At 47.0% G+C, this 25,820-nt stretch carries 21 protein-coding genes and 1 tRNA gene; 9 read left to right on the plus strand and 13 right to left on the minus strand.

Features of this window, described 5'->3' with window-relative positions; genetic code table 11:
* Nucleotides 1-49: 49 nt before the first annotated feature.
* A complete protein-coding gene (locus IE070_RS05260; RefSeq protein WP_189481187.1) occupies nucleotides 50-574 on the minus strand; it encodes a lipocalin family protein in 525 nt (174 codons plus the stop codon).
* 76 nt (nucleotides 575-650) lie between these two features.
* On the opposite strand from IE070_RS05260, the gene IE070_RS05265 reads away from it, so the two are divergent.
* Both IE070_RS05265 and IE070_RS05270 read left to right on the plus strand, forming a co-directional pair.
* Complete coding sequence (locus IE070_RS05265; RefSeq protein WP_189481189.1) at nucleotides 651-1,016, plus strand: DUF2237 family protein; 366 nt, start codon at nucleotides 651-653, stop codon at nucleotides 1,014-1,016.
* 6 nt (nucleotides 1,017-1,022) lie between these two features.
* Nucleotides 1,023-1,274 carry a TIGR03643 family protein gene (locus tag IE070_RS05270; protein ID WP_189481191.1) on the plus strand — a complete coding sequence of 84 codons (252 nt, stop codon included), beginning with the start codon at nucleotides 1,023-1,025 and terminating at the stop codon, nucleotides 1,272-1,274.
* 201 nt (nucleotides 1,275-1,475) lie between these two features.
* On the opposite strand, the gene IE070_RS05275 is transcribed toward IE070_RS05270, so the two are convergent.
* The 3 genes from IE070_RS05275 to IE070_RS05285 form a co-directional block, all read right to left on the minus strand.
* Entirely contained in the window at nucleotides 1,476-3,524 is a 2,049-nt protein-coding gene (locus tag IE070_RS05275) for a S9 family peptidase (RefSeq protein ID WP_189481193.1), read from the minus strand.
* 235 nt (nucleotides 3,525-3,759) lie between these two features.
* Nucleotides 3,760-4,692: a DHH family phosphoesterase gene (locus IE070_RS05280; RefSeq protein ID WP_189481195.1), complete on the minus strand. Its 933-nt coding sequence runs from the start codon at nucleotides 4,690-4,692 to the stop codon at nucleotides 3,760-3,762.
* A gap of 146 nt (nucleotides 4,693-4,838) precedes the next feature.
* Nucleotides 4,839-5,147, minus strand: a complete 309-nt coding sequence (locus IE070_RS05285) for a helix-turn-helix transcriptional regulator (protein ID WP_189481197.1) — start codon at nucleotides 5,145-5,147, stop codon at nucleotides 4,839-4,841.
* A gap of 233 nt (nucleotides 5,148-5,380) precedes the next feature.
* On the opposite strand from IE070_RS05285, the gene IE070_RS05290 reads away from it, so the two are divergent.
* Nucleotides 5,381-8,275, plus strand: a complete 2,895-nt coding sequence (locus IE070_RS05290) for an alpha/beta hydrolase family protein (RefSeq protein WP_189481199.1) — start codon at nucleotides 5,381-5,383, stop codon at nucleotides 8,273-8,275.
* 129 nt (nucleotides 8,276-8,404) lie between these two features.
* Here IE070_RS05290 and IE070_RS05295 read toward each other — a convergent pair whose 3' ends face one another.
* The 5 genes from IE070_RS05295 to rpsU all read right to left on the minus strand — a co-directional run bounded on the left by IE070_RS05295 (nucleotide 8,405) and on the right by rpsU (nucleotide 14,030).
* On the minus strand, nucleotides 8,405-8,905 hold the full coding sequence (locus IE070_RS05295) for a TspO/MBR family protein (RefSeq protein ID WP_189481201.1): 501 nt from the start codon (nucleotides 8,903-8,905) through the stop codon (nucleotides 8,405-8,407).
* A 450-nt stretch (nucleotides 8,906-9,355) separates the two neighbouring features.
* Nucleotides 9,356-9,432: transfer RNA gene (locus tag IE070_RS05300), tRNA-Ile, on the minus strand.
* A 520-nt stretch (nucleotides 9,433-9,952) separates the two neighbouring features.
* Entirely contained in the window at nucleotides 9,953-11,803 is a 1,851-nt protein-coding gene (gene rpoD, locus IE070_RS05305; protein WP_189481203.1) for an RNA polymerase sigma factor RpoD, read from the minus strand.
* 85 nt (nucleotides 11,804-11,888) lie between these two features.
* Nucleotides 11,889-13,646 carry a DNA primase gene (dnaG, locus tag IE070_RS05310; RefSeq protein ID WP_189481204.1) on the minus strand — a complete coding sequence of 586 codons (1,758 nt, stop codon included), beginning with the start codon at nucleotides 13,644-13,646 and terminating at the stop codon, nucleotides 11,889-11,891.
* A 168-nt stretch (nucleotides 13,647-13,814) separates the two neighbouring features.
* Nucleotides 13,815-14,030: a 30S ribosomal protein S21 gene (gene rpsU / locus IE070_RS05315; protein WP_189430033.1), complete on the minus strand. Its 216-nt coding sequence runs from the start codon at nucleotides 14,028-14,030 to the stop codon at nucleotides 13,815-13,817.
* Nucleotides 14,031-14,329: 299 nt separating this feature from the next.
* Here rpsU and tsaD point away from each other — a divergent pair, with 299 nt between their 5' ends.
* Complete coding sequence (gene tsaD, locus IE070_RS05320; protein WP_189481205.1) at nucleotides 14,330-15,343, plus strand: tRNA (adenosine(37)-N6)-threonylcarbamoyltransferase complex transferase subunit TsaD; 1,014 nt, start codon at nucleotides 14,330-14,332, stop codon at nucleotides 15,341-15,343.
* 7 nt (nucleotides 15,344-15,350) lie between these two features.
* On the opposite strand, the gene plsY is transcribed toward tsaD, so the two are convergent.
* Nucleotides 15,351-15,956, minus strand: coding sequence for a glycerol-3-phosphate 1-O-acyltransferase PlsY (plsY, locus tag IE070_RS05325; RefSeq protein ID WP_189481206.1), 606 nt, complete (start codon nucleotides 15,954-15,956; stop codon nucleotides 15,351-15,353).
* A 132-nt stretch (nucleotides 15,957-16,088) separates the two neighbouring features.
* Here plsY and folB point away from each other — a divergent pair, with 132 nt between their 5' ends.
* The 3 genes from folB to IE070_RS05340 are packed head-to-tail and all read left to right on the plus strand — an operon-like array spanning nucleotide 16,089 to nucleotide 17,757.
* Nucleotides 16,089-16,454 carry a dihydroneopterin aldolase gene (gene folB / locus IE070_RS05330; protein ID WP_189481207.1) on the plus strand — a complete coding sequence of 122 codons (366 nt, stop codon included), beginning with the start codon at nucleotides 16,089-16,091 and terminating at the stop codon, nucleotides 16,452-16,454.
* Complete coding sequence (gene folK / locus IE070_RS05335) at nucleotides 16,454-16,948, plus strand: 2-amino-4-hydroxy-6-hydroxymethyldihydropteridine diphosphokinase (protein WP_189481208.1); 495 nt, start codon at nucleotides 16,454-16,456, stop codon at nucleotides 16,946-16,948. The genes folB and folK overlap by 1 nt, the downstream gene beginning before the upstream one ends.
* Nucleotides 16,945-17,757, plus strand: a complete 813-nt coding sequence (locus IE070_RS05340) for an undecaprenyl-diphosphate phosphatase (RefSeq protein ID WP_189481209.1) — start codon at nucleotides 16,945-16,947, stop codon at nucleotides 17,755-17,757. Before folK ends, IE070_RS05340 begins: the two co-directional genes overlap by 4 nt.
* A 4-nt stretch (nucleotides 17,758-17,761) precedes the next feature.
* On the opposite strand, the gene IE070_RS05345 is transcribed toward IE070_RS05340, so the two are convergent.
* A complete protein-coding gene (locus IE070_RS05345; RefSeq protein WP_189481287.1) occupies nucleotides 17,762-18,991 on the minus strand; it encodes a multifunctional CCA addition/repair protein in 1,230 nt (409 codons plus the stop codon).
* A 76-nt stretch (nucleotides 18,992-19,067) separates the two neighbouring features.
* On the opposite strand from IE070_RS05345, the gene IE070_RS05350 reads away from it, so the two are divergent.
* Together IE070_RS05350 and IE070_RS05355 are read left to right on the plus strand one after the other, a co-directional pair.
* On the plus strand, nucleotides 19,068-19,994 hold the full coding sequence (locus IE070_RS05350) for an ExeA family protein (protein WP_189481210.1): 927 nt from the start codon (nucleotides 19,068-19,070) through the stop codon (nucleotides 19,992-19,994).
* Nucleotides 19,995-20,000: 6 nt separating this feature from the next.
* Nucleotides 20,001-20,705: a general secretion pathway protein GspB gene (locus IE070_RS05355; protein ID WP_189481211.1), complete on the plus strand. Its 705-nt coding sequence runs from the start codon at nucleotides 20,001-20,003 to the stop codon at nucleotides 20,703-20,705.
* A gap of 1 nt (nucleotide 20,706) precedes the next feature.
* Here IE070_RS05355 and IE070_RS05360 read toward each other — a convergent pair whose 3' ends face one another.
* Both IE070_RS05360 and putA read right to left on the minus strand, forming a co-directional pair.
* A complete protein-coding gene (locus tag IE070_RS05360) occupies nucleotides 20,707-21,828 on the minus strand; it encodes a cyclic di-GMP phosphodiesterase (RefSeq protein ID WP_189481212.1) in 1,122 nt (373 codons plus the stop codon).
* Nucleotides 21,829-22,010: 182 nt separating this feature from the next.
* Nucleotides 22,011-25,787: a bifunctional proline dehydrogenase/L-glutamate gamma-semialdehyde dehydrogenase PutA gene (putA, locus tag IE070_RS05365; RefSeq protein ID WP_189481213.1), complete on the minus strand. Its 3,777-nt coding sequence runs from the start codon at nucleotides 25,785-25,787 to the stop codon at nucleotides 22,011-22,013.
* Between the last annotated feature and the right edge of the window lie 33 nt (nucleotides 25,788-25,820).

Consider the following 25,820-nt stretch of genomic DNA (forward strand, 5'->3'; position numbering starts at 1 on the left):
CTTTGTAAAAAGGCCTTTTTATTGGGCTAAAGCCAAGTCCATGACGACGTTATTGGCAGGGGCTTAACCAAATCAGTTGTGATACTGCAATACCAATACGCTCTGCCTCTGCTAAGTAAGGGGCACATTCAGCCGCACTCAATTGGGGTTTGCGTGAAAGCAGCCAAGCGTATTTTAGGTTGGGACCAATGACTAACGCAATTTGATAATCGTCATCGAGCATCGCAATATTGTAGCCGCCATAAAAAGGTCCAAAAAACGATACCTTTAAACGGCCCACGTTCTGCTCATCAACAAAGAACGCTTTGCCTTCAGCGGTTTTCCAACTGTCTTTGCTGGCATCATATCCTTTGTTAATAACCGTAATGCCACCGTCTTCTCGCAGAGTATACTCTGCAGTCACTTGTGTTAAGCCGCGCTCAAAAGAATGATCCAATCGAGCCACTTCGTGCCACGTGCCTAAATAGCGATTAAGCTCAAAAGGGGTAACGGGATTCACCTTGTCGGGTACGCTGGTGCATCCGTTTAACAGCATAAAGCTGATAAAGGCGATAAAAGTGGTAAAAATACGCATAAAACTATCCTAGTTAGCAATCGGTTTTGTCAGTGTATACGTTTAAGCAGAGTAGAAGTTTAAAAGGATCATGAGCATGGAGAAGAATATACTAGGCGGTGACTTGGTGGCATGTTGTTTTGCACCTAAAACGGGTTTTTTTCGTGACGGCTATTGCCGTACTTCGGGGGCGGACACCGGTAGTCATGTACTGTGTGCGGCAATTACAGACGATTTTTTGGAGTATACCCTTAAGCGTGGCAATGACTTGATCACGCCCAAGCCTGAATGGAATTTCCCGGGGTTGAAGGCCGGTGACTTTTGGTGCCTTTGCGCCCTGCGTTGGCTTGAAGCGGAGCAAGCAGGTGCCGCGCCTTTGCTCAAGTTGTCTGCCTGTCATGAACGTGCACTGACTTTTGCGCCTTTATCCTTATATCAAGCTTATGCTGTGGCAGAGGAGTGATTAAGCGTGTCTGAATTTAATGAAGAGCAACGCTCACGTATTATTGAAATGGCGTGGGAAGATCGCACCCCTTTTGAAGCCATAGAGCGGTTATTTGGTATAAATGAAAGTGCCGTGATTAAACTCATGCGCAGTGAATTAAAAGCCAGCAGTTTTAGGCTTTGGCGAGCGCGGGTAACAGGCCGTAAAACGAAACATTTAAAACTCCGCCATCCAGATATCGATCGCGCGTATTGCCCCACGCAATACAAACGTTGAGGCAAGCGAAGGGCACCCTACTAAGATATGTTACTCATGCAGGGTGCCAATTTTTGTATTAGTATTTGGACCTAGTTTTTGGTATTAGTTGCTTGTACTGGGATATGTGTCCAACGCGTTCTAGTGTAAGCGCTTAAATTGCTAACAACATCCGTTAACAAAGCAAACGCCACCTCTTAATTGATGTGGCGTTTATTGTTATTACTCGGCGTCTTTTTTATAGCGCTTAAACCACGCTAATGCATATTCTACTTTTGCAATCATCCATGATGGACGATTGGTTACGCCATGATAAGCATCAGGCACTCTTACCATCGCCGTGTCGACCTTTTGCAGTTTAAGTGCCTGGTAATACTGCTCAGTCTCTGCCATTGGGGTACGGCGGTCTTTTTCACCGGTAAAGAGTAGTACCGGGGTGCTAACATTACCCACTAACGACAATGGTGAACGTTGCCAATAATGTGCCTGATGCTCCCACGGTGTGCCCGGGAATTGGTTTTGAATTTGCCCGACATAACTATCGGCTGCCAGCACTTTTGAGGTCCAGTTAACGACTGGATTCGTGGCGGCAGCAGCATTGAAACGCTTGGTTAACCCCACCGCATATAAACTACCAATACCGCCAGCCGAACCGCCGGCAATAAACAGGTTGTTTTCATCAATAAAGCCTTTTGCCAGCATCGCATCAACGCCTGACATATGATCCTTAAAATCATGCTCGGACGCATAGTTATAGTGCAGCAACATCGCAAAACGCTCGCCATAGCTGGTACTGCCACGGTAGTTGTTATAAAGCACAACATAGCCTTCTGCAGCATAGCGCTGCAGCTCAGCCGCAAACTGCGGGCCATAGGCTAAATGCGGGCCGCCGTGGATCTCCAAAATAAGCGGGTATTTTTTTGTGGGATCAAAATCAGGGGGGGTAATGTACCAAGCATGGATCTCTTCATTACCCGCCGTTGAGGTATAGCGAATTTCATGCACCTCGCCCAGTTTACGCTGATCCAAGAGACCACTATTAAGAGACGTTAAGGTACGGCTACGTTTATTGCTGTATACGGCAACGTCAGCCGGACGTTGACTCGTCCCTTGCGTATACGCCAAGGTGCCATTTTCCGCGACGCTATACATACCGCTTAGATAAGGACGACCCAATGAGGTGCCGCCTAAATCATCAACGAGATCTGTGCGTCGATCGCGAGTGGTAATTTGCGCAACTTTGGTTTTGCCTTGATCAGCATATTGAAACACCAGTGTGCTGTTATTTACCCAGCTGGGGCTCTCAACACTACGATCCAAGTCCGCAGCTAGTGCTGATATCTCGCCTGACGCCAGTGACAACAATTTCAGTTTACTATTGCTGTAGGAGACTGCCGCTGGACTGGTAAAGGTAAAGGCCACGGTTTTGCCATCCGGTGAGAGCGTAGGTTCACTCTCTTGACCATCAAGCTGGGTAAGTTGGGTTAATTGCTGACCATTAATACTCACTTGGTAGAGGTCGGCTTGGTTAGGTTGATATTCCCACTCTGCATGGCGGTTAGCAGAAAAAATCAGCGCTTGACTATCCTGTGTCCAAACTAATGGCCCTCGATGCGCATAAGGCCCGTCGGTCAGTTGCTGTTCAATGCCGCCTTCCGCAGGCACAATAAACAGTTGGTTATATGCTGAACGCATTACACCGCGACCATCGGCCTGATAATAGGTGCGTTCCACCACAATTGGGCTCGCTGACCAATTGGCGCCGGCCGGTTTTTTCGGTTGATACACACTTTTAGCAAAGTCGGTAGTGGCCGCAGTCACTTCGGCACTAAAGGCGATATGTTTGCCGTTGGGTGACCAGCTAAGTTGCCCAGGACGCCATTGCGTTTGGCTTATTGCTGCCGTTTTTTGCTCTTTTAGCCAGTGCACATAAATTTGTGAGCTACCATCACGATCAGACACAAAGGCAATACGATTGTTATCGGGTGCCCAACGCGGTTGGCTGTAACTAAACTTATCTGCAAACAAAGGATAATGCTGGCCAGTTGCCACTTCAATGAGCCACAAACTGCTTTGCGTGCGGTCGGTCATAATGTCGTTTTGTTGGCGAACATACACAATATGTTTACCATCAGGCGAAATTTGCACATCATTCGTCGCCGCCAGTTTAAAAATATCATCCGCCTGAAAGGGCGTCGTAACAGAGGCCGCGTGCAGCAGAGGGCTAAAGCCCATAACAGCAGCGAGCGCGCCAAGAGCCAGAAATTTCATAATGCCTCATGTGGTTAAATAAAATGCGTCTTAACTTAGCGTGTTGCGGCTTTAATACAAATGGCTTTTAGTCAAAGAGGCAGATTTTTAGGATAATCGCACCGTTTAACAGCACGTTATGTTTGGTACGTTACTCTTTTAAATGCGAATAAGAAAAACACTGTGTCGCAACTTCCATCGAATATTGAGAATATTGTTAGGAAGTTGCATAACAGCTTTAGGGTGTTAGGTGTGTTTAGCCATCGTTACGGATGGTGCTAATCAGTTCTTGCAAGACCGTTTCGGCTTGTTCTGTCGCAATCTGGCAAGTCCCCGCATTTAAATGGCCGCCACCGCCATATTTTAAACAGAGTTCGCCCACATTGGTTTTTGAGCTGCGATTAGTAATAGACTTACCAACGGCATACACCACATTTTGTTGTTTTAAGCCCCACATTTTATGAATAGAAATATTACAATCGGGGAACATGGCATAAATAACAAAGCGGTTAGTGGCGTAAATAGTCTCTTCGGCGGTAAGATCTAATACCACTAAATTACCATGCACGGTGCTACACCGTTCAATTTGTGCTTTCGCCAAGGTGTTATGTTCGTGGTAAAGTGCCACGCGTTCCGCCACATCTTCCATCGCCAGAATTTGCGCAATTGAGTGATCTTTACAGGCATCAATTAACTTCATCATTAATTGATAATTTGAAATTTTAAAGTCACGGAAACGGCCAAGCCCGGTGCGCGCATCCATAATAAAATTCAATAGTACCCAATCTGTAGGATTGAGGATCTCATCTTTGGAGAATTGCGCCGAGTCACCTTTATCCACTGCATCCATCATGTCTGTAGAGATTTTGGGGAACTTGGCTGCGCCACCATAATAATCGTAAACTACGCGAGCAGCTGAGGGCGCGTTGGCATCAATAATATGATTTTTAATATCGCCGCTGTTACGAACCGTTTCACTCAGATGATGATCAAACGCGATATGACAGCCTGCAACATAGGGCAGGTTGGTGGTAATGTCGTTTTCGGTAATAGCAATTTTGCCATCCTGCATATCTTTCGGATGCACAAATAAAATGTCATCGATTAAATCGAGATCTTTTAACAATACGGCACACACTAGCCCATCAAAGTCGCTGCGTGTGACAAGCCTAAATTTATGGTTGCTCATAAGGGATCCACTGCTGGTTTATTGTTATGTATCGAGTGTAACAGTTTAATAAAAATTTTAAATGCGCATTAGCGTGTATTTTTAGCCCGCTATCTAGGCTAGCGTTCATGTTTAAAACAACAGATTTAGATAGCACAAGGGTGTTATCAACGATTTAAAAACAATAAAAGTAGCGACCCAACAAGTATACCCGTCAGAAAGGTAGCAACAGGTACCCAAATCGGCACACCATATTGCCTTGCTTGATGCTCAGTTACAGGGTCTTCTTGCAGTAGCTGTTGCCGTTCTATGCCAAAGGCCACGGCGAGCGCTTTGCTCGTCTCTAATGACGCAATGCCATGTAATTCAACCCGTTGAATGGTTCTAAGACTGAGATTACATATATCGGCCAGTTGCTGTTGCGTCCAGCCTTTCTCGGCGCGTAGTTGGCGTATCAACGTGGTATTTAACTGCATAGTTTACCCCTTAAAAAAGGTTGCTAAGCTAAAACCCACAAAAGCGCCGAAGGCACCACATACGGCTAGGACTAGAAGAAAAGACGTCACACGCTGCCAATGCGGTACATCTACTATAAAGTGCTATAGATAATTTATCTCAGCAAATTGCCGCTTGGTAGGATTTTTGCTGCTGCGACCTTCATGCCTGTGCTAGGGTAAACACTAAAAAATAACCAGAATAAGTGCTTGCTATGAAAAGACTTCAATACTCTGTTAGCCGTGTCGCTCTGGCGCTGGCACTCTCGTTTTCCCTTGTTGCATGCAGTCAGTTTGGCACGGCAACTAAGCCGGCGCCGCTGCAGCCCAGCGCCGTGACGATTGCGGCCAGTAGCGCCGATGTGACTACTCTTAAACCGTTAAGCCTGAGCGACATTATGCAGTTTCGCGAGATCAAAGAGCGGGCGGTTAGCGGCAATCAGCAGTGGCTGCTTTACACCGCCGAGCCAGATTTTGGCGACAGTACCGGCTATGTGCGGCATTTGCTCAGCGAGCGCGAATTTAGTGTGGAGCGCGCAGATCGTGGCATGCTTAATCAAACCGGTAGCTTTGCGTTATTTCGCCAGCGGGCGCCGCTATTAGCGCGTGAACAGGCCAAAAACGATAAAGCCAAACGTGATGCCTTAGCGCAGAACGCTATTTTGCTTAATACCGCCACTGGCGAGCAAAAGGTATTTGCCAATATCGAACGCTTTAGTTTTACCGGTGCCGGTAACTATGCACTATTACTGGTGCGTAAAGCCGATAGCAAAGACAGCAGCCAATTGCTCCAAGTACTGGATTTACAAAGTGGTAAGGTGAGTGATTTGGGGCAGGTGACGGAGTTTGCTACCGCCAAAGACTCGGACTTAATCGCCCTCGTCCTAGAGAAAGCCGTCATTGAGCAAGCCGCCAGTGGCACCGAGGCAAAAAACGCCAGGCCAAGCCAGCAGGTAGTAGTTTATTTCCCTGCCGAGCAGCGCAGCCTAGCACTTACTGAAGCGAATGCTGATGTTAAACAGCAATTACGTTTTAGCCCAGATGGTCAGCAACTGGTATTTTTTAGCGCCGCTAAAGCCGAAAAAGGCAAGGAAGTTGCGCAGCAACTGTGGTATTGGTCGGCTAAAGATTTAACAAGCAGCAATCAAAACTCGGCTCGGCCATTAGCCGTAGCGCAAGATGGCTGGCTGTTAAGTGATAAGCAGGCACCGGAGTGGCGTGAGGATAGCCGGGCGGTACTGTTAGGTTTTCGGCCGCTCGTTGCGCCGGCAGAAGCTGCGGCGGCACTGGAAACGGACGAGCAACTATTTGATTTAGCTCGCTTGGCCGCTGGGCGAAAACTGCAGGTGTGGCATGGTCAGGATCCGCGGATTATCCCGCAGCAAAAAGCGGAGTATCAGCAAGCACAGCGCCGCACCGCTCCGGCTTTGCTCTGGTTGGATAATAGCAGTGTGGATAACAGTAGCCTGGCAAGCAGCGCCACACCACGACTGGTCCCGCTAAGTGCCGATCTCGAAGATAGGTTGTACCCGTCGCAAAACCCGCAGGCGGCGCTACTCAGCAATGGCCGGCCGTATCTGCAGCAACTGACCTGGCAGGGCCGGTTACATGATATTTGGCATGTTAATTTGCATACCGGACAGCGGCAGCAGGTATTTGCTGGCAACCCGTCTTACGAACGTGCGCACCTCTCGCCCTCTGGCCGCTATGCGTTGTATCAGCAGCAGGGTAAACTCTGGTTATTCGATAGCACCGATGGCAGCAAACGCCAGTTAGCAGCGGATATTAAGGTGTCATGGGTTGATGAAATGCACGATCGACCGGAGCCAGCCGCAGCTTACGGCGTAGCCGGCTGGCTAGCCGATGAATCGGCAGTGCTGGTTTATGATCGCTTTGATATTTGGCAACTGGGTTTAAATGGCGATAACCGTAATCTGACGGTTAATGGCCGCGACACTCAGTGGCGTTATCGGTTTGAGCAAACCGATGCCAAGGCACAGGCTATTGCTTTAAATAGCAAGCTGCTATTACACGGTTTTAACGAGCAGAGCAAACAAAGCGGCTTTTATCAGCTCAATTTGGCAACGAGCGAACGGCAAACCCTGATCAGCGGCAATACGCGCTATGATTTTGTTGAAGCGCTGGAGCAGCAAAATGCCTACCTGTTTACTGAGCAAAGCTTCCGCCAGTTCCCGGATCTTAAGCTGGCGAAGCCTGATTTTAGCCAGACAACTCAGCTAACAGATGTTAATCCGCAGCAGCGCAATTTTCTCTGGGGCGACAGCCATCTGATTGACTGGGTTACCGCCGATGGCGAGCGGCTGCAAGGCGTAGTGTTAACGCCGGATGGCTTTGATCCGGCAAAGCGCTATCCAGTGCTGGTGTATTACTATGAGCAATTCTCCGATCGCTTGTTTAGCTATAATCAGATGCGGGTTAATCACCGGCCGAACTTTCCGTTTTATTTAGGGCAGGATTATGTGGTGTTTTTACCGGATATCCGCTTTCGTGAAGGGGCGCCTGGGCCAAGCGCCACTGAGTCTTTACTGCCGGCGATTGATCGGTTAATCGAACTGAGAATTGCCGATCCTAAGGCCATTGGTTTGCACGGCCATAGCTGGTCGGGTTATCAAACGGCTTTTGTGATCACGGAAACTGATCGTTTTGCCGCTGCTGTAGCGGGTGCGCCGGTATCGAATATGACCAGTGCCTATAGTGGTATTCGCTGGCAAACCGGCTTGGCGCGACAGTTCCAGTATGAAACCGGGCAAAGCCGTATTGGTGAGTCGATGTTCGACAATCTCAAGCCCTATATCGATAATTCCCCCGTATTTTTTGCCGACAAAATTAACACGCCGCTGTTGATCCAGTTTGGTGATAAAGACGGTGCAGTGCCGTGGGAGCAGGGTATCGAGCTGTATTTAGCACTGCGTCGGTTACAAAAAGAGGTAGTGATGCTGCAATACGAAGGTGAAGATCACCATCTGGCTGATTTTGCCAACAAGGTCGATTACAGCATTAAAATGCTGGAGTTTTTTAATCACTACCTCAAAGGCGAGCCGGCACCACTGTGGTGGCAGCAAGGGCAACCGTATCAGCGTAATGATTAAAGACTAATTGATTAAAGGCTAATTGATTAAAGGCTAATTGATTAAAGGCTAATTGATTAAAGAGTAATTCGTTAGAAGCCGTCTGTGGCATAGTCACAGACGGCTTCTAATGCTGCCGAATGACAGTTTTTACAGTAACTGGGGATTGCGTTGCCAGATACTAAAGGTGAGCAAGGTCGCAAAACTTACCCAGAGTAAATAAGGGAGCAGTAGCCAGCAAGCCAAGCGGCTGTGTAAATAGAAGCTACGCATCGTGGTAATAATAGCCAGCCATAACAAAATAATTTCCAAAAACGCTGCAGCACCCAAGTACCAGGCAAAGAATAACCAACTCCAGAGTGCATTTAGACCAAGCTGCAACGCATATAGCTGCAGCGCTCGGCTAGTGTTGCCAAGCGCAGCAGTGCGCCATACCAACCAAGCGGCAAATGCCATCATGCTATATAGCAAGGTCCAAACTGGGCCGAACAACCAGCCCGGCGGTGCCCAGGTAGGCAAGCTAAGCTCTCGGTAAAACTGCGGCGCATTTAGCGAGCCAATACTGCCAATGGCAGCAGCACAAAAGGTCACTAATATGATCAATAGCAATGCCAACCATTGTTGGCGTTTTGTGTAAACTGAAACCGGCATAAAGATTTCCCTTTCATTGTATGTTGATGTTGAGTACGGCTGTGGTTAGTGGCAGATCATCACGTTTGCATAAGTTGGTTGTCGGCTGCTGAAATGGAAACGCATATTCAGGATATTAACGTGCTTGAAGCTGGTGCTATCGAAATTTATGCATAGCGTCTGCTGTTTTATATACATTTAAATCGCGTTATATATAAATTTCGCGTTTTTTATGTGTATTGCTTGCCACAAGATTAGAAAATACAGCTCGGACGTGGGATATATTGTTACTATACAAGATGATGTGTACAAAGCCAGTAAGGTGATTATTGTGCTCAACAAAGGTAAAAAAGAGCATAACTAGACATCAAAATAAAACTAGGTAAGGATATAGGCGCACGACAGAAGGCGCGACAGAATTGCCAATATCTCAGTAACTCTTTTATTCTAAGGGGGGTTTTTAGAGGGAGATGGTGGCCCCAGCTGGACTCGAACCAGCGACCGATCGATTATGAGTCGAGCGCTCTAACCAACTGAGCTATGGGGCCATTTTAAAACTTACTTTTTGAGTGCAGTGTTTACACATCCCTGATGATCGGCACTCAGCTCGGCCATCCACGGCCTCGCGCTCAAGTCTTTCGAAGTGACGTTAAGTCACTTCTCATCACCTGCGGTGACCGCCTTTCGCCTAAGCTATGGGGCCATTTTAAAACTTGCTTTTTGAGTGCAGTGTTTACACATCCCTGATGATCGGCACTCAGCTCGGCCATCCACGGCCTCGTGCTCAAGTCTTTCGAAGTGACGTTAAGTCACTTCTCATCACCTGCGGTGACCGCCTTTCGCCTAAGCTATGGGGCCATTTTAAAACTTACTTTTTGAGTGCAGTGTTTGCACATCCCTGATTATCGGCTATCAGCTCGGCAGAGATAAGTAACGGCAAGCAGTATATGAATTTTTTTGTGCTTTGTCATCTGGCAACGTACATAAGCTGCAATCAACTGCTTATATTTTATGCTGAAATAACAAAAAGGCGCCAACTTGGCGCCTTTAGTGACATAGAGTAACGACTTACTCGTCTAAGAAGCTTTTTAAAACTTCTGAGCGGGAAGGGTGGCGTAGCTTGCGCAGCGCCTTGGCTTCAATTTGGCGGATCCGCTCGCGCGTTACGTCAAATTGCTTACCTACTTCTTCCAGCGTATGATCGGTATTCATATCGATACCGAAGCGCATGCGCAGTACTTTGGCTTCGCGAGCGGTTAAGCCTGCTAAAACCTCATTAGTCGCGTTTTTCAGGCTTTCCATAGTCGCAGAGTCCAGTGGTGATTCACCACCCGAATCTTCAATAAAATCGCCTAAATGCGAATCTTCATCGTCACCGATAGGCGTTTCCATGGAGATTGGCTCTTTAGCAATTTTCAGCACCTTACGAATTTTATCTTCAGGCATTTGCATGCGTTCAGATAATTCTTCTGGTGAAGGTTCGCGTCCCATTTCTTGCAGCATTTGCCGTGAAATACGGTTTAGCTTGTTAATGGTTTCAATCATATGCACTGGGATCCGGATAGTCCGGGCCTGGTCCGCGATTGAGCGGGTGATCGCCTGACGGATCCACCAGGTAGCATAAGTTGAAAACTTATAACCGCGACGGTATTCGAACTTATCTACCGCCTTCATCAAACCGATGTTACCTTCCTGAATTAAATCGAGGAACTGTAAACCACGGTTGGTGTATTTTTTGGCAATAGAGATAACCAAACGTAAGTTTGCTTCTACCATTTCTTTTTTGGCGCGACGGGCTTTGGCTTCACCAATCGACATCCGGCGGTTAATATCTTTGATTTTAAAGATACTTAAGCCGGTTTCTTCTTCCACTTTTTTCAGCTTTTCAATGCTGCGCACCAGTTCTTCCTGTAGCTCTAAAAGCTTGGGAGAATATGGTTTATTGGCAGCGATTTCAGCTGATAACCACGCAGTAGAAGTTTCAAAACCCGTAAAGGCTTTAACAAAGTTTTTCTTTGGCATTTTGGCGTATTCAACGCAATGCTTCATCACTAAGCGCTCTTGCACCCGAACCCGATCCATCATTTCGCGCATGTTTTTAACGAGGCGATCGAATTGTTTAGGTACTAGGCGGAAGCAACGGAAAACTTCGCTAAGTTTTTCAATTTCTTCTTTAGTTGTTGGATGCTCGCGACCATTTTGCACAATAGAATTGCGCGTGGTTTCATATTGGCTGCGTAATTCAGTGAATTTAATCCGCGCCAGCTCAGGATCCGGGCCAGTATCGCCATCGTCACTGTCAGCGTCGCCATCTTCATCGCTGTCATCGTCGGTATCAGGGGTATCTGCTTGATGTTCTTCTGGCAGATCTGAACCAATGTTGCTACCCATGATGGGCGCTTCATCGACTTCATTTGGATCAATAAAAGCAGAAACGATATCGCTTAAGCGAATTTCTTCTGCTTCGTATTTATCCCATTGTTCTAACAAATAGGTAATCGCTTCAGGATACTCGGCAACCGAGGTTTGTACCTGATTAATCCCATCTTCAATGCGTTTGGCAATATCAATTTCGCCTTCACGGGTCAGCAGTTCCACTGTACCCATTTCACGCATGTACATCCGCACCGGATCGGTGGTACGGCCAAGTTCTTTATCTACGCTCACCAATGCTTGCGCGGCTTCTTCCGCGGCATCTTCATCAGCGGCAGCATCTGACATAATCAGATCATCGGCATCAGGGGCGCTTTCGAACACCTGTATACCCATATCGTTGATCATCCGAATAATATCTTCGATCTGATCAGAGTCGATAATGTCTTGTGGAAGGTGATCGTTCACTTCAGCAAAGGTAAGATACCCTTGCTCTTTACCTTTAAGGATCAGGAGTTTTAACTGCGACTGAGGACTTTGCTCCATAGAGACTTATCTTCCACCAAAGTTGTTAATCTAAAAATGCGAACTAGTGATTATAACAAAGCGCGGCTTTTCTAGCCAGCCGCAGTTAGCTCACTGAGCGCGGTTTTTTGCTTTTTAACGCTTTAAGCAGCAAAACATACTCTTGTTGCTCGGTTTGCGTGAGTTGTTTAAGCTTATCTTTGCGTTCTAACGCTTCAAGGCGCTGTTGTAAATACATGTCCTCGATAGAGTGAAACGTATCAAGGAAATCCTGGCTAAGTTGTTCAGGTTCAATTTGATGTTCCCAAGTTGCTAACTTTAATAGGATGGCATGCTCTGGCAAATCTCGCCAGTATTCTAGTAATTGTGCAGTTGTTAAGTCAGGCTTATCGAGTAAATGCTTTTGCACAGCCAGTAATAGCGTTATGCCAGGGATATTGGCCTCTGCTAGTTCTGGCGCATACGGCATCTGTGTGGCTAGAGCTGGATATTGAATTAATAAGGCAATAGCGCGGCGCATTGGCGTAACTTTTAAGGTACTGGTAACGGGTCTGGGACCAGGGCGTGTATTGCTCACTTTTATGCGTTGGGTTTTTCTGCCCAATAAGTTATCGAGCTTTTCAGTGAGTTGTTCTTTGTAAAAGCTACCTGGGATCAGTTTAATTAGCTCGGTACCTTTTTGTGCTAAGGCGGATTTACCAGCATCGCTGCTCGCATCAAATTCGGACAGCAAATGCTGGAACAAGTACTGGCTTAGTGGCATCGCGGCATCTAAACGTTGTAAAAATGCGGCTTTTCCCTCTTTTTGCACTAATGAATCCGGATCTTCCCCATCGGGTAAGAATACAAAATTAAGTTCTACGCCATCTTTTAGTTGTGGCAGAGCGCTTTGTAACGCACGCCAGGCCGCATCGCGCCCAGCACGATCACCGTCATAACAACAAATAACTTTCGGTGCATACCGAAACAGGGTGTGCATGTGATCTGAACTAGTAGCAGTTCCTAAACAGGCGACTGCAAACTTAATATCATGCTCGGCGAGGGCGACAACATCCATATAGCCTTCGACAACGAGAATACGATTAAGATGCCCAGGTTGTTGGCGCACTTCGTATAAGCCATAAAGCTCACGGCCTTTATGAAACAGCCGTGTTTCAGGTGAGTTTAAATATTTGGGTTGACCGTCACCCAACACTCTGCCGCCAAACGCGATAACCCGCCCACGCTTATCGCGGATTGGAAACATCAAGCGATCGCGAAAAAAATCAAACTCACGGCCTTTTTCATTTCGGCTGGTTAGTTTTAACTCGTATAGCTGATCACGTTGTAATTTACCCGAGTAGCCCCCCAGCGCCTTCATTAACCCATCCCAGCTTTCTGGTGCATAGCCAAGCTGAAAGTCATTAATCGTTTGCGCACTAAGCCCGCGTTTTTGTAAATACGCTTGCACCTCTGGCGCTTTGGCATCGTGTTGTAACTGGCGTTGGTAAAAGTCAGCCGCTTGTTGCATCAGAGCATAATCATCGGCTTGTGGCGCGGGGCGATTTGCTTGTGAGCCTTTTTCGCGAGGAACCTCTAAGTGTAAATCTTTTGCGAGCTCTTCAATGGCTTCAACAAATTCTAATTGTTCAAACTCCATCATAAAGGTGATGGCGTTGCCATGCGCACCGCAACCAAAGCAATGGTAAAATTGTTTATCCGGGCTAACCGTAAATGACGGGCTTTTTTCGTTATGAAAGGGACAACAGGCACTATAATTCCGTGCACCCGCCTTTTTAAGGGGGACACGTTTGTCAATCAGCTCTACGATGTCAGTACGTGCAAGCAGATCATCGATAAATTGACGGGGTATTTGTCCTGCCACACTTGTCCTTTTTATTCAGGCTTCAGAAAAAGACAAACCGTGTTACAGGAACACGGTGTGCAGATAAAGCATTTTGTAGGGTCGCAAATGTAACGAAGTTAATTTGCTATGGCCGCTTACGTTAAAAACTGCGGCTAAAACCCTATGCCGGCATCCTAGCGCTGTAGATTAGTACAGGCGGATACGACGTGCATTTTCGCGAGACAGCTTCTTCGCATGGCGTTTTACCGCAGCAGCTTTCTTGCGTTTACGAATCCACGTTGGTTTTTCATAGAACTCTTTAGCGCGAACGTCAGCTAATACGCCGGCTTTTTCGCATGAGCGCTTGAAACGACGTAAAGCTACGTCAAAGGGTTCGTTTTCTTTTACTTTAACTACAGGCATTAAATTCTCACCTCAGGCCAAAACTGGTTATCGTTAACCAATACGATTAAAAATGGTGCGGTATTTTACGCAAAAAGCACCACCAAAGTAAAGCGCTTAAGTGATCTTAAATCAGATCCTCTGGCTATGGGGTGGGCAAGCCGCTACAATGCGCGTTTTCAGGGCGAATATGATAACCAAAAAGCGCCATGCGTGCAGGTTTATTTAGCCTATTTTTAGTGAAAGCGATTTTGGGACAAACAAAAGTGTGTGTTTCAAAACCGTAAATTGCCCACTATGCGGTAGCAGAGGCCAAGATAATGCGAGTTTTAGGTATAGAAACGTCTTGTGATGAGACGGGTATTGCCATTTACGATGGCGAGCAAGGACTGTTAAGTCATGTCTTATATAGCCAAATTCCATTGCATGCCGATTATGGTGGTGTGGTGCCAGAGCTGGCATCGCGCGATCATGTGCGCAAAACGTTACCGTTAATTAAACAAGCGCTAGCAGAAGCCGGCTTAACCGCAGCGGATATCGATGGCGTTGCCTACACGGCTGGGCCAGGCTTAGCCGGTGCCTTACTGGTTGGGGCTACACTGGGGCGTAGTTTAGCCTTTGCCTGGCAAAAACCTGCGTTGGCTGTTCATCATATGGAAGGCCATTTGTTAGCGCCTATGTTAGAGGAAGATGCACCAGCATTCCCTTTTTTAGCTTTGCTAGTATCAGGTGGGCATACTCAATTGGTGGCGGTAGAAGGAATTGGCAGCTATACCCTTTTAGGTGAATCGATTGATGATGCGGCGGGCGAAGCTTTTGATAAAACCGCAAAGTTGATGGGTTTAGAGTATCCAGGCGGGCCTTTGCTGGCCAAACTCGCTACGCTTGGTGATCCCAAAAAATATACGTTTCCAAGGCCAATGACCGATCGCCCCGGATTAGATTTTAGTTTCAGTGGCTTAAAAACGGCAGCGTCATTAGTGATTCAAAAAGAAGGAAATACGGCACAAGTTCAGGCAGATATTGCGGCGTCGTTTCAACAAGCGGTAGTGGATACGTTGTTAATCAAATGTCGAAGGGCATTACAGCAAACGGGCTATAAACGTCTAGTAATTGCCGGTGGAGTCAGTGCCAACGAAGAGCTTCGGACACAACTCGGCATTATGCTAGGGGCGATGGGCGGCAAGGTGTTTTATCCACGCAAAGCGTTTTGTACAGACAACGGTGCGATGATTGCTTTTGCTGGCTATCAGCGTTTAGCCGCGGGCCAACAGCAAGATTTAACCATTGGTGTAACGCCGCGCTGGCCACTTGATCGCTTAAGCCCGATTTAACTATTTTTTACTCTCTGACGCGTTTAGATTTATCCCAAATCTTACTTTCTTGGCGCCGGTATAAACGTAAAATGTTTTCGCGATGCCGAATAATAATTAATAGGCTCAGCATAAATACGGGAAGGGTGTAGAGGGGTTTTATCCACCAGGTAAAAAGTGGGGCTAAAGCAACGGTTAATAAGGCGCCTAGAGAAGAATAACCGGTTATCAGCACCACTATTAGCCACGTACCAATCAGTAAGCCGGCAAGATCTAAGCCGATAGGCATCATAGCGCCAAAAGCAGTTGCGACAGCTTTACCCCCTTTAAAACCAAAAAACAGCGGGTAAATATGTCCTAGACACGCGCAAATGCCAATAACGCCCAACCATAAAGGCTCTATTTTTAAAAAGTATGAACCCCAGACAGGGATGGTACCTTTAAGAATATCAAACAGTAATACCATTATGGCTGGCAGTTTACCGCCCAGACGTAACACATTTGTTGTACCAGGGTTGCCTGAGCCATGAAAACGCGGATCGGGAAGGCGAAAAAGCTGACAAACCAGTACGGCAGAGGAAATAGACCCGAGCAGGTAAGCGATAACCATCATTATCAGGATCAGCAAGGTCATTCCGTGGTTCCTCAGCACCCATTTTTACGATACTATTGCAGCAAATTTAGTGTGGTAACAAAAACAGTTTTGTATTTTGATACTTAGCCAGCCTACCTGAAACGAAAAATAACGCAATGCGGAATTAACTGGATGGACATCGTTTTTATCAAGCAACTACAGGTTGATACCGTGATTGGCGTGTATGACTGGGAAAAAACCATTAAACAGCGATTGGTACTCGATATCAGTTTAGCGACCGATCAACGCGCTGCCGCTGAACAGGATGATATCCGATTAACCCTAGACTACGCGGTAATATCTGAGCGCGTTATCCAATTTATAACAGCACAACCTATTGAATTAATTGAAACCGTCGCCGAGCGCGTGGCGCAATTATTATTAACGGAATTTGCGACAAATCGCGTCGAGATTACCGTCTCTAAGCCTGGTGCCGTAGCGCAAGCCGCTACAGTAGGTGTGCAAATTACCCGTTACGCCAAGGGAGAACGTGCCTAATGGCGGTTATTTATATCAGTGTGGGTTCTAATATTGAGAGAGACGTGAATGTTCGCGGTGGCGTAAAAATGCTCGTGCAGCATTTTGGCGCGCTTACATTGTCCTCGGTATATGAAAGCGAATCGGTAGGATTCAGCGGCTATGCCTTTTATAATATGGTTGTTGGGGTAGAAACAACTCTGAGCCTAGACGATTGTGTCAGTATCCTTAGGCAAATTGAAGATCAATTTGGGCGAGTGCGCGGCTCTGAAAAGTTTTCGAATCGCACCTTAGATCTTGATTTACTTTTATATGACGATTGCATCTGTGACGATCCTGTACAACTGCCGCGAGCAGAAATTACTGAAAATGCGTTCGTCTTACAGCCTTTAGCAGAGATCGCGCCACAGTTAATCCATCCTGTTACGCAGCAATCTTATGCCGAACTTTGGCAAGCGTATCCGAAAATACAAAAAATTTGGCCAGTGGCTTTTTCATGGAGTGAAGGTTCTTGAGTACTATTGAAGTCATTATTTTAGCGTTAATCCAAGGATTAACAGAGTTTTTACCTGTATCGTCATCAGCACATCTTATTTTACCCTCAGCGGTTTTAGGCTGGCAGGATCAAGGTATTGCGTTTGATGTCGCCGTGCATGTTGGAACATTATTGGCGGTAATGCTGTATTTTCGACAAGATATTAGTAATCTTACTGTTGGTTGGATTAAAAGCTTGGGCGGGCAACACAGCACCGACAGTAAATTAGCCTGGTGGGTCATTTTAGCCACCATCCCCGCGGGGTTGGCGGGCCTAGTGGCCGCCAAAATGGACCTGGTTGAGACGCTACTGCGCTCGCCCTGGGTTATTGCATGCACTACTATAGTGTTTGGTTTGGCATTGTGGTGGGCTGATGCGACGGCTAAGCAACAGCAGGCCATGGATAAGTTAAGCTGGAAGCAAGCGTTATTTATTGGTGCAGCTCAGGCACTGTCGATTATACCCGGCACCTCTCGCTCAGGCATCACTATGACCGCGGCGATGTTAATAGGTTTGGATAAAGTTAGCGCTGCACGCTTTTCCTTTTTGTTATCGATCCCTATTATTGTGCTTAGTGGTGGTTATCAAGGCAGTAAATTATTGGCTGAACCGCAACAGTATGATGTTTCAAGTATTTTGTTAGGTACCGTTCTGGCATTTTTCAGTGCATTAATTTGTATCCATTTTTTCCTGAAAATTATCAGCCGGATGGGTATGTTACCCTTCGTAATCTACCGGCTGTTGTTGGGTGTTGGTTTAATTATTTTTCTTAGCTGGTCAGCAGTATAAAAAATTAAGCCATGTTGGCCAGCTTAGTAGTTTTAATTGCTATTAATCTGGCCTCTTGCAAGGCATCTTTAATCGCAGGCCCTGCAATGCCCTGTGCTATCAGCGTTTTAGCGCTTACCGCTAATGCGGCATCAGCTAACTGATGTAAGTATGACGCTTGCGGATACACAGCCTGTTCAAAGCCGGTGCGCCCGCGTAAATCAGCAATACAACACAGCAAAATATCATCAAGTCGTCCGGGCTTGCGCCACAAATCAATTGCATTAAAGAATGCCAGTACAGTGCTGGCTTTAAGCTCTTTTGCCCGGTGAATAAGTTGATGATATTCGCACACCAGTAAGGCCAGCTCTCGACATTGATTAGGTACCCGTAACCGATCACAGAGTTGGTTTATCAACGGCAAGCCCGTATGCTCATGACCATGATGGGAAGGTAATAGCTCATTGGGTGTTATCCCTTTACCCAAATCATGTACGAGGCTGGCGAAACGCACTTCTAGTTTATCTGACAGTTTTGCGGCCTGCGCTAACACCAGCAAGGTATGAATACCGGTATCAATTTCTGGATGCCATTTTGCGGGTTGCGGTACGCCCCAAAGTGCCGCTAACTCCGGCATCAATGCCGTTAACGCCCCACATTGCTGTAGTAGCGCAAAATAGGCTGCTGGGCTTTGAGTCGTTAGCGCTTTCGCCGTTTCTACCCAAACCCGTTCAGGGCTTAGCGTAGTAAGCTCGCCACTCACACTTAGTTGATGCATTAACTGAAATGTCTCAGGCGCCACCTGAAAACCCAAATGGGCATAGCGCGCATAAAAGCGAGCAACGCGCAGTACTCTAAGGGGATCCTCGACAAAGGCTGCTGAAACATGGCGTAGCTGACGTTGCGCAATATCTTGCTGTCCACCATAAGGATCGATCAGTTGACCATCAGCGCGTTTAGCAATGGCGTTGATGGTTAGATCGCGGCGGGCTAAATCTTGCTCCAGTGTCACATCGGCTGCGGCATACACGCTAAACCCTGTATAGCCTTTGCCATTTTTACGCTCCGTTCGGGCCAACGCATATTCTTCTTTGGTGTTGGGGTGTAAAAAAACAGGGAAGTCCTTTCCAACTTGTAAATAGCCTTGTGCAAGCATATCTTCAGGGCTAGCGCCCACGACCACCCAATCTTTCTCGTGAAAAGGCACCTGTAATAATTCGTCGCGGACCGCTCCGCCTACAAGATATATCTGCACATGCTTTCCTGATTGCGTATTTTTTGCCATTATACCCTTCTTGCCATAAATTGCAGTGCTGAGAAACAGGATAGCGATGTATACCGGATTTTTTGGTTTAACCAGCCCGCCATTTTCCATAGCGCCGAACCCCGACTTTATGTACTTAAGCCCGCGGCATACTGAGGCATTAGCCCATTTGCGTTATGGTTTAGGAGATGCAGGGGGGTTTGTATTATTAACAGGGGAGGTGGGTACCGGTAAAACCACGGTATCACGCACCTTGCTACAAGAGTTAGATGCGCAAACGGAAGTTGCCTTTATCTTAAATCCGACGTTGTCAGAGCTTGAGCTCTTGGCGGCTATCTGTGATGAGTTAAAGATCCGCTATAAAAAAACCGATGCCAGTTTAAAGTTACTGAGTGATAAAATTACGCAGCGATTGCAAAAAAATCATGATGCGGGCAAAAAAACCATTTTGATTATTGATGAAGCACAGCACTTGCAGCCAGCGGTATTGGAGCAACTGCGGTTACTCACCAATTTAGAGACCAACACAAAAAAACTGTTACAGGTGATTCTCATTGGGCAACCTGAGTTACAGCAGTTATTGCAACGTAACGATTTGCGGCAACTGGCACAACGTATCACCGCTCGATATCATTTATTGCCGCTAAATTATGCCGAAGTACAGCATTATGTGCGTTTTCGTTTACAGGTAGCCGGATGCCAACGGCCGGTGTTTAGTGCTAAAGCCGTCAAAAAACTGTTTGAACTCAGTGGCGGGATCCCGCGATTACTGAATTTATTAGCCGATAGAGCGTTATTAGCGGCCTACAGTAAACAACAGCCCTTAGTTGAGGCTATTGAAGTGCAGCGCGCCGCCGCAGAGATTTTACCGCCAGTTGCTCAGCATGCCCCACGAACATTACCAGGCTGGTTATGGCCGCTGTTAGCGCTATTCGGTATACTATTGGGGTTTCTATTAGCTATGCAGTTACTGCCTTTATTTCGCGGAGAGTAATATTTTATGTCCATTTTAATGGAGGCGTTAAAACAACAGCAGCCAGTTGCCCCAGCGCCATCGCATTTTTGGCGAAATGTCGCCATCGCGCTTGCGTTGCTTTTAGCGATTGGGATTGGTTTTGCAGCAGGCTATTTTTTACTTTTGCAGCAGCAGGTTGCTGCACCAGTGATCGCGGCACCGCAACCCGTAGCTGAGCCCAAACCTGCTTCGCCCTCGGCCATTGCCAGCACGTTAAATCCACCAAAACTGCCGGAGTTGGCTGCTGTAGTAAAACCGGTCGAGCCGCCCGTAACAGAAACCTTACCTCCCGAGCAAACGGTGGTGACGGTTACCACCAACACGCCCAAAGCAGAACCCGAGCCTGAGCCAGAAATTTCAGCCGAATTGCGTCAGCGTTTTGCAAGCGCGTTAGCGCAATCAGCGGATAGAAATGAACGACCAGCTAATCCAATAACCACCCATAGTGCGCCAGCGCAAGACATCGGAACCTTAGATATTACGTTGCAACGGCAATTGCCTAAGTTACGGTTTGAAGCCCATGTATATGCCACCCAACCGGCGCAACGTTGGGTAAAAGTAAATGGTAAATCGTTACAAGAGGGGCAATGGATCACGGCAGACGTGCGTTTGCGCGAGATTACACCCCAATACGTGTTACTCGAATTCGGTCAGCAATTGTTTAGTATGCGCGCATTAAGTGAGTGGTGATTTACAAATAATTGCGTACTTCTAGCCCATATTTTTTAAGATCGATACAGGCCTCAATCTGTTCTTCTTGTTGGCGTGCTAAATCTAATACCTTGGGTGGAATATGATGATGGTGCACGCTATGGTAAAACACTTTTACTTTAGGAGCAGTGGGTTTTTTCGCATTGTTCTCTAGTACCAAGGCTAACTTACCCGTCGATAGTTTTACCACAGTGCCAGGTGGGTAAATGCCAACACACTTAATAAACAGCTGTAGCAAATCATTATCTAATTGCTGGGGAGCCTTAGCTAGCAGTTGGCGTACCACAATTAATGGATTGACATAGCCTTGCTGAGGCGCGCTCAATTGCTCATATAAATTCACTATGTTCAGCATTCTGCTGCCCATATCAATTTGCTGCTGTTGTATTGGTGGCGAACCACTGCCATCTAAATATGCACAATGTTGGCTGATCCACAGCGAGATGTCTCCAGCAAGGGCGCTACTTTGCTGTAACACCGCTAAACTGGTACTAATAGCGTCGGCATCAGGTTGGGTTAATAGGGTGGGGTTTTGCGCTTTACCCACATCATGCAATAACGACGCGGTAATTAACGCTTGTACTTTGTGTTTAGGGTAATTTAAAAAGCGGGCAAATGCTGCCATATACACGGCGCAATTGATACTGTGCTGCAGTAACAGATCACTTTGAGTGGCGATACGAGATAAGCAAAGTAACACATCTGGATTACGGCTTACGGCGTCGGAGAAACCCGCACTCACTTCATGTACCAAACTTAAATCGATAGGCTCCGCTTTGGCTGCCGCATCTAGCACCTGCTGTTGCAGTTTTTTACCTTGCTCTAAACAGCGTTCTGCTCTGGGTTGTTCATCGGCAAAAATAGCGCGAAAGGCGGCTGGCTCGGGTTCTGTTGTCACCGTCTTGGCTGCAACGCTGCTAACAAGCTGTTTTGCAGGATCAATTGCTACAGCGCGTACGCCTTGATTTTTTAATGCACTGATGGCTTCACGACTGCGTACCCAACCAGCATGTTTAATTTCTAACTCGCCAGTTTGCTCCAGCACCTGCACCACATAGCTGCCAGGCTGAAGTTGATCAATAGACACTTTTTGATACGGCATAATGAGTATTACGTCCTGTAGCAATATGCAACGACGCCCTAATAATGGGCATGTGGCAAATAATATAGCAAAAGCCCACATAGATGTGGGCCTTTTTACGCTAAATTAACATATATTTGTGTTTTATGTCGTAACGATAACGCGACTTATATGCTTAAGCCGGCATCGCATATTACGAGCCATTAGCCCACATTATCGGCCATCGTCATGAGTGATGCATTGCCTCCGGCTGCGGTGGTATTAATGGTGATGGTTTTTTCTGTCACTAAACGATGCAGCATACGTTCATCAGCAGGCGCTGTAATCAAGGGTAAAATAGCGCCTTCGCGCGCAGCAACTAATTCTGCAGCGAGGGGTTTTAAGGCACTGCTTACTTCAATGATGGCACCCGCTAACTCGGTATGTGCGAGCAGCGTTGTGACACAATCTAAACGCACAACCGCCAATAAATGTTGCGGCATACCGGCAGCTACTAACGCCTTGATACAGGCTTCAGCTTCTGCCAGATCAGCTTCTTCAACTGCAGTGATCACTGCATTACCCGCTGCCAGTGCCGTAATAATACTTAACAACCAATGACTAAAGTGGCTGGTGTCATCACGTAATAATGCCAAAACACCGCGTGGATCCAGCGTAAGGGTATTACTTTCACCCGTAGGCCCCGGTAAATTAATTGGTCTTAACAGCTCAAGTTCTACTCGCTGTAATTTACTGCGAGCCATGCTAAGCACCTGTTCTAAATCGGGCTCTTGCCGACTTACCACATTATTTGATGCCAGTGTGGCTAAAAACTGTCGTAATACCGAGGTCCGTTGATGAATAGGGATTAATGCCCATTTTTGTTGCGCAGCTGCCGCGGCTGGCATGGCGTAAGCCACTGCGCTGCTGGTTGTTTCGGCTAATAAACGGGCCTTTTTGGCGCTGTCTAGTGCTGGGCAATCGACGCTGAGATTGTCCTTTACCAAGCGTTGTAAATACAGTGGACCACCTGCTTTTGGGCCTGTACCGGATAAGCCACGACCGCCGAAAGGTTGGACGCCAACCACGGCGCCAATCATATTGCGATTAACGTAAATATTACCAGCTTTGATATCACGGGTAATTTTACGGGTAAGTTGCTCAATACGGCTGTGAATACCCATTGTTAGGCCATAGCCGGTAGCATTAATTTGCGCAATGACCTTGTCAATCTCATCTGCTTTAAAACGGATAATATGTACAACGGGGCCAAATACTTCGCGCTCTAGTACGGTTAAATCGCTAATTTCAAACAGGTGTGGTGCAAAAAAGAAGTGCTTGCCTTCACTAGGCACCTTACACGCATAGTGGAGTGTGGCTTTGTCTTTTAAGTACTGAATGTGTTGTGTTAAACGCTCGTGCGCTTTGTGATCAATCACTGGGCCAAGATCGGTGCTTAACCAAGCGGGATCGCCCACATGTAATTCAGCCATCGCGCCTTTGATCATGGTAATAATTTTGTCGGCCACATCGTCTTGTAAAAACAAGACACGTAAGGCCGAACAGCGTTGGCCTGCACTTTGGAAACCAGAGGAGATAACATCATCAACAACTTGCTCAGGCAGCGCGGTTGAATCAACAATCATACAGTTTTGGCCACCGGTTTCGGCAATAAGTGGTACGGGTTCGCCACCGCGTTCTGCCAGTTTTCGCGCGATCCAACAACCGGTCTCGGTAGAGCCCGTAAACATCACGCCCTGAATGCGTGAATCAGGGACAATATGCTCACCAACTTCACGACCCGGAGCAATAACTAATTGCACCACATGCTCTGGCATACCGCATGCCGATAACAATTCTAGTGTACGTACGGCAATCAGACTGGTTTGCTCTGCGGGTTTTGCCAATACCGTATTGCCAGCAACGATGGCCGCAGCAACTTGGCCAATAAAAATGGCTAAGGGGAAGTTCCAAGGGCTGATACATAAGAATACGCCCCGGGCCTGCTGCGGTTGTGCGAACAGCAATTCTGCTTGATGTGCGTAGTAACGACAAAAATCGATAGCTTCTCTAACTTCCGCCACGGCATCAGACAGCACCTTGCCGGCTTCTTTTACGCATAAGGTCAGTAATTCATCGCGGTGTTGCTCCATGGCATCCGCTAAACGACGAAGCAGAGTAGCGCGTTCTTGGACGCTGGTCTTAGACCAGCTAGCAAAAGCGTGTTCGGCTTGGCTAAGCAATAGTTGCATCGCTGCCGCATCGGCGTACTGTAAATAGCCAATCACCTCTTGCAGATTAGCTGGGTTGACTACGGATACGCTATCGGCTGGGGCAGTTTGCGTGCTAAGTGCCTTGGCAAATTGCGACATTTGCTGTTGCAACGGGGTTAGGTAATTAATATCGGTTAAATCTAAACCGCGCGAGTTTAAGCGACTGCTGCCGTAGAGGTTAGCCGGCAACGGGATAGACTGATTACGCTTTTTCTGCCAGCCTTTTACTTGCTCTACCGGATCTTGCAGTAAGGATTCTACAGGGATGCTCTCGTCGATAATATTGTTTACAAAGGAGCTATTTGCCCCATTTTCTAACAATCGACGTACCAGATAGGCCAGTAAATCGGCATGCTCGCCAACGGGAGCGTAGATCCGGCACGGAATCTTTTCATTGGCAACGACTAAATCGTAAAGCGCATCGCCCATGCCATGTAAGCGTTGGAATTCAAAGCCAGTTAAATCGCCTGCCATTTCGATAATGGTCGCAACCGTATAAGCATTGTGCGTGGCAAATTGTGGATAAATGCTGTCACGGTAGCTTAACATCTTTTTAGCGCAGGCTTGATAAGACACATCTGTAGCCGGTTTGCGGCTAAATACCGGAAAATCGTCTAAGCCTTCTACTTGCGACACTTTAATTTCAGTATCCCAGTAAGCCCCTTTTACCAAACGCACCATCATTTTACGGCCGACTTTGACGGTTAATTCGCGCAGCCATTCAATGACATGGATACCACGTTTTTGATACGCTTGTACGGCCAAGCCAAATCCTTCCCAGCCATCTAATTCAGGATCGCTAAATACGGTAGCAATAATGTCTAATGACATATCCAAGCGATCTGCTTCTTCTGCGTCTACGGTAAAACCAATATTGTAGGACTTTGCCGCGAGTGCTAATTGTTTTAACCGCGGGACTAATTCGGCATGCACGCGATCTAAGTGACTAAATTCATAGCGAGGGTGAATGGCTGACAATTTCACCGAAATACCCGGGCTCTTGATAGGGCCACGGCCTTTTGCGGCAGTCCCAATAGCGTGAATGGCCCGCATATAGGCGTCAAAGTAACGATCGGCGTCGGCCATAGTACGAGCGCCTTCGCCCAGCATATCGTAAGAATAACTAAAGCCTTTGGCTTCCATCTCGGTAGCACGGTCCAGCGCTTTGTCGATAGTCGTGCCAAGAACAAATTGTGACCCCATAATTTGCATCGCATAACGAACTGCTTGGCGGATCACCGGCTCGCCCAAACGACCACAGGTGCGTTTTAGCAAACCAAATTGTTGTTTTTTCTCATCGTCAGAGTAATTCACTAATTTGCCAGTGAGTAATAATCCCCAGCTCGACATATTTACAAATACGGAACTGCTGTTACCCAAATGGGCACTCCAGTCGCCTTGTGATAGTTTATCGCGAATTAATCGATCAGCGGTGGTGGTATCAGGTACTCGTAATAGCGCTTCGGCTAAGCACATGAGTACTAAGCCTTCTTCTGTCGACAATGAAAACTCATTTAATAGCGCATCTACACCCCCTTTACCCACTTGTGCCTGCCGAATATAGAGCACTAATTGTCGGGCTCTTTCCCAAGCACGGCTACGGGTTTTTGCATCCACTTCAGCCAAAGGCAATAAAAAATCCAGTACCTGATCTTCATCGATACGGTAATGATTGCGGATAGTTTGACGAAGCGGATCGGTGGTGACCAATGAACCATTAAACAGCATAAAAGGTATCCTGAATTGAGGCTGTAGTTTGCT

This window comes from Alishewanella tabrizica (assembly GCF_014652375.1).
Lineage (GTDB): Bacteria > Pseudomonadota > Gammaproteobacteria > Enterobacterales > Alteromonadaceae > Alishewanella > Alishewanella tabrizica.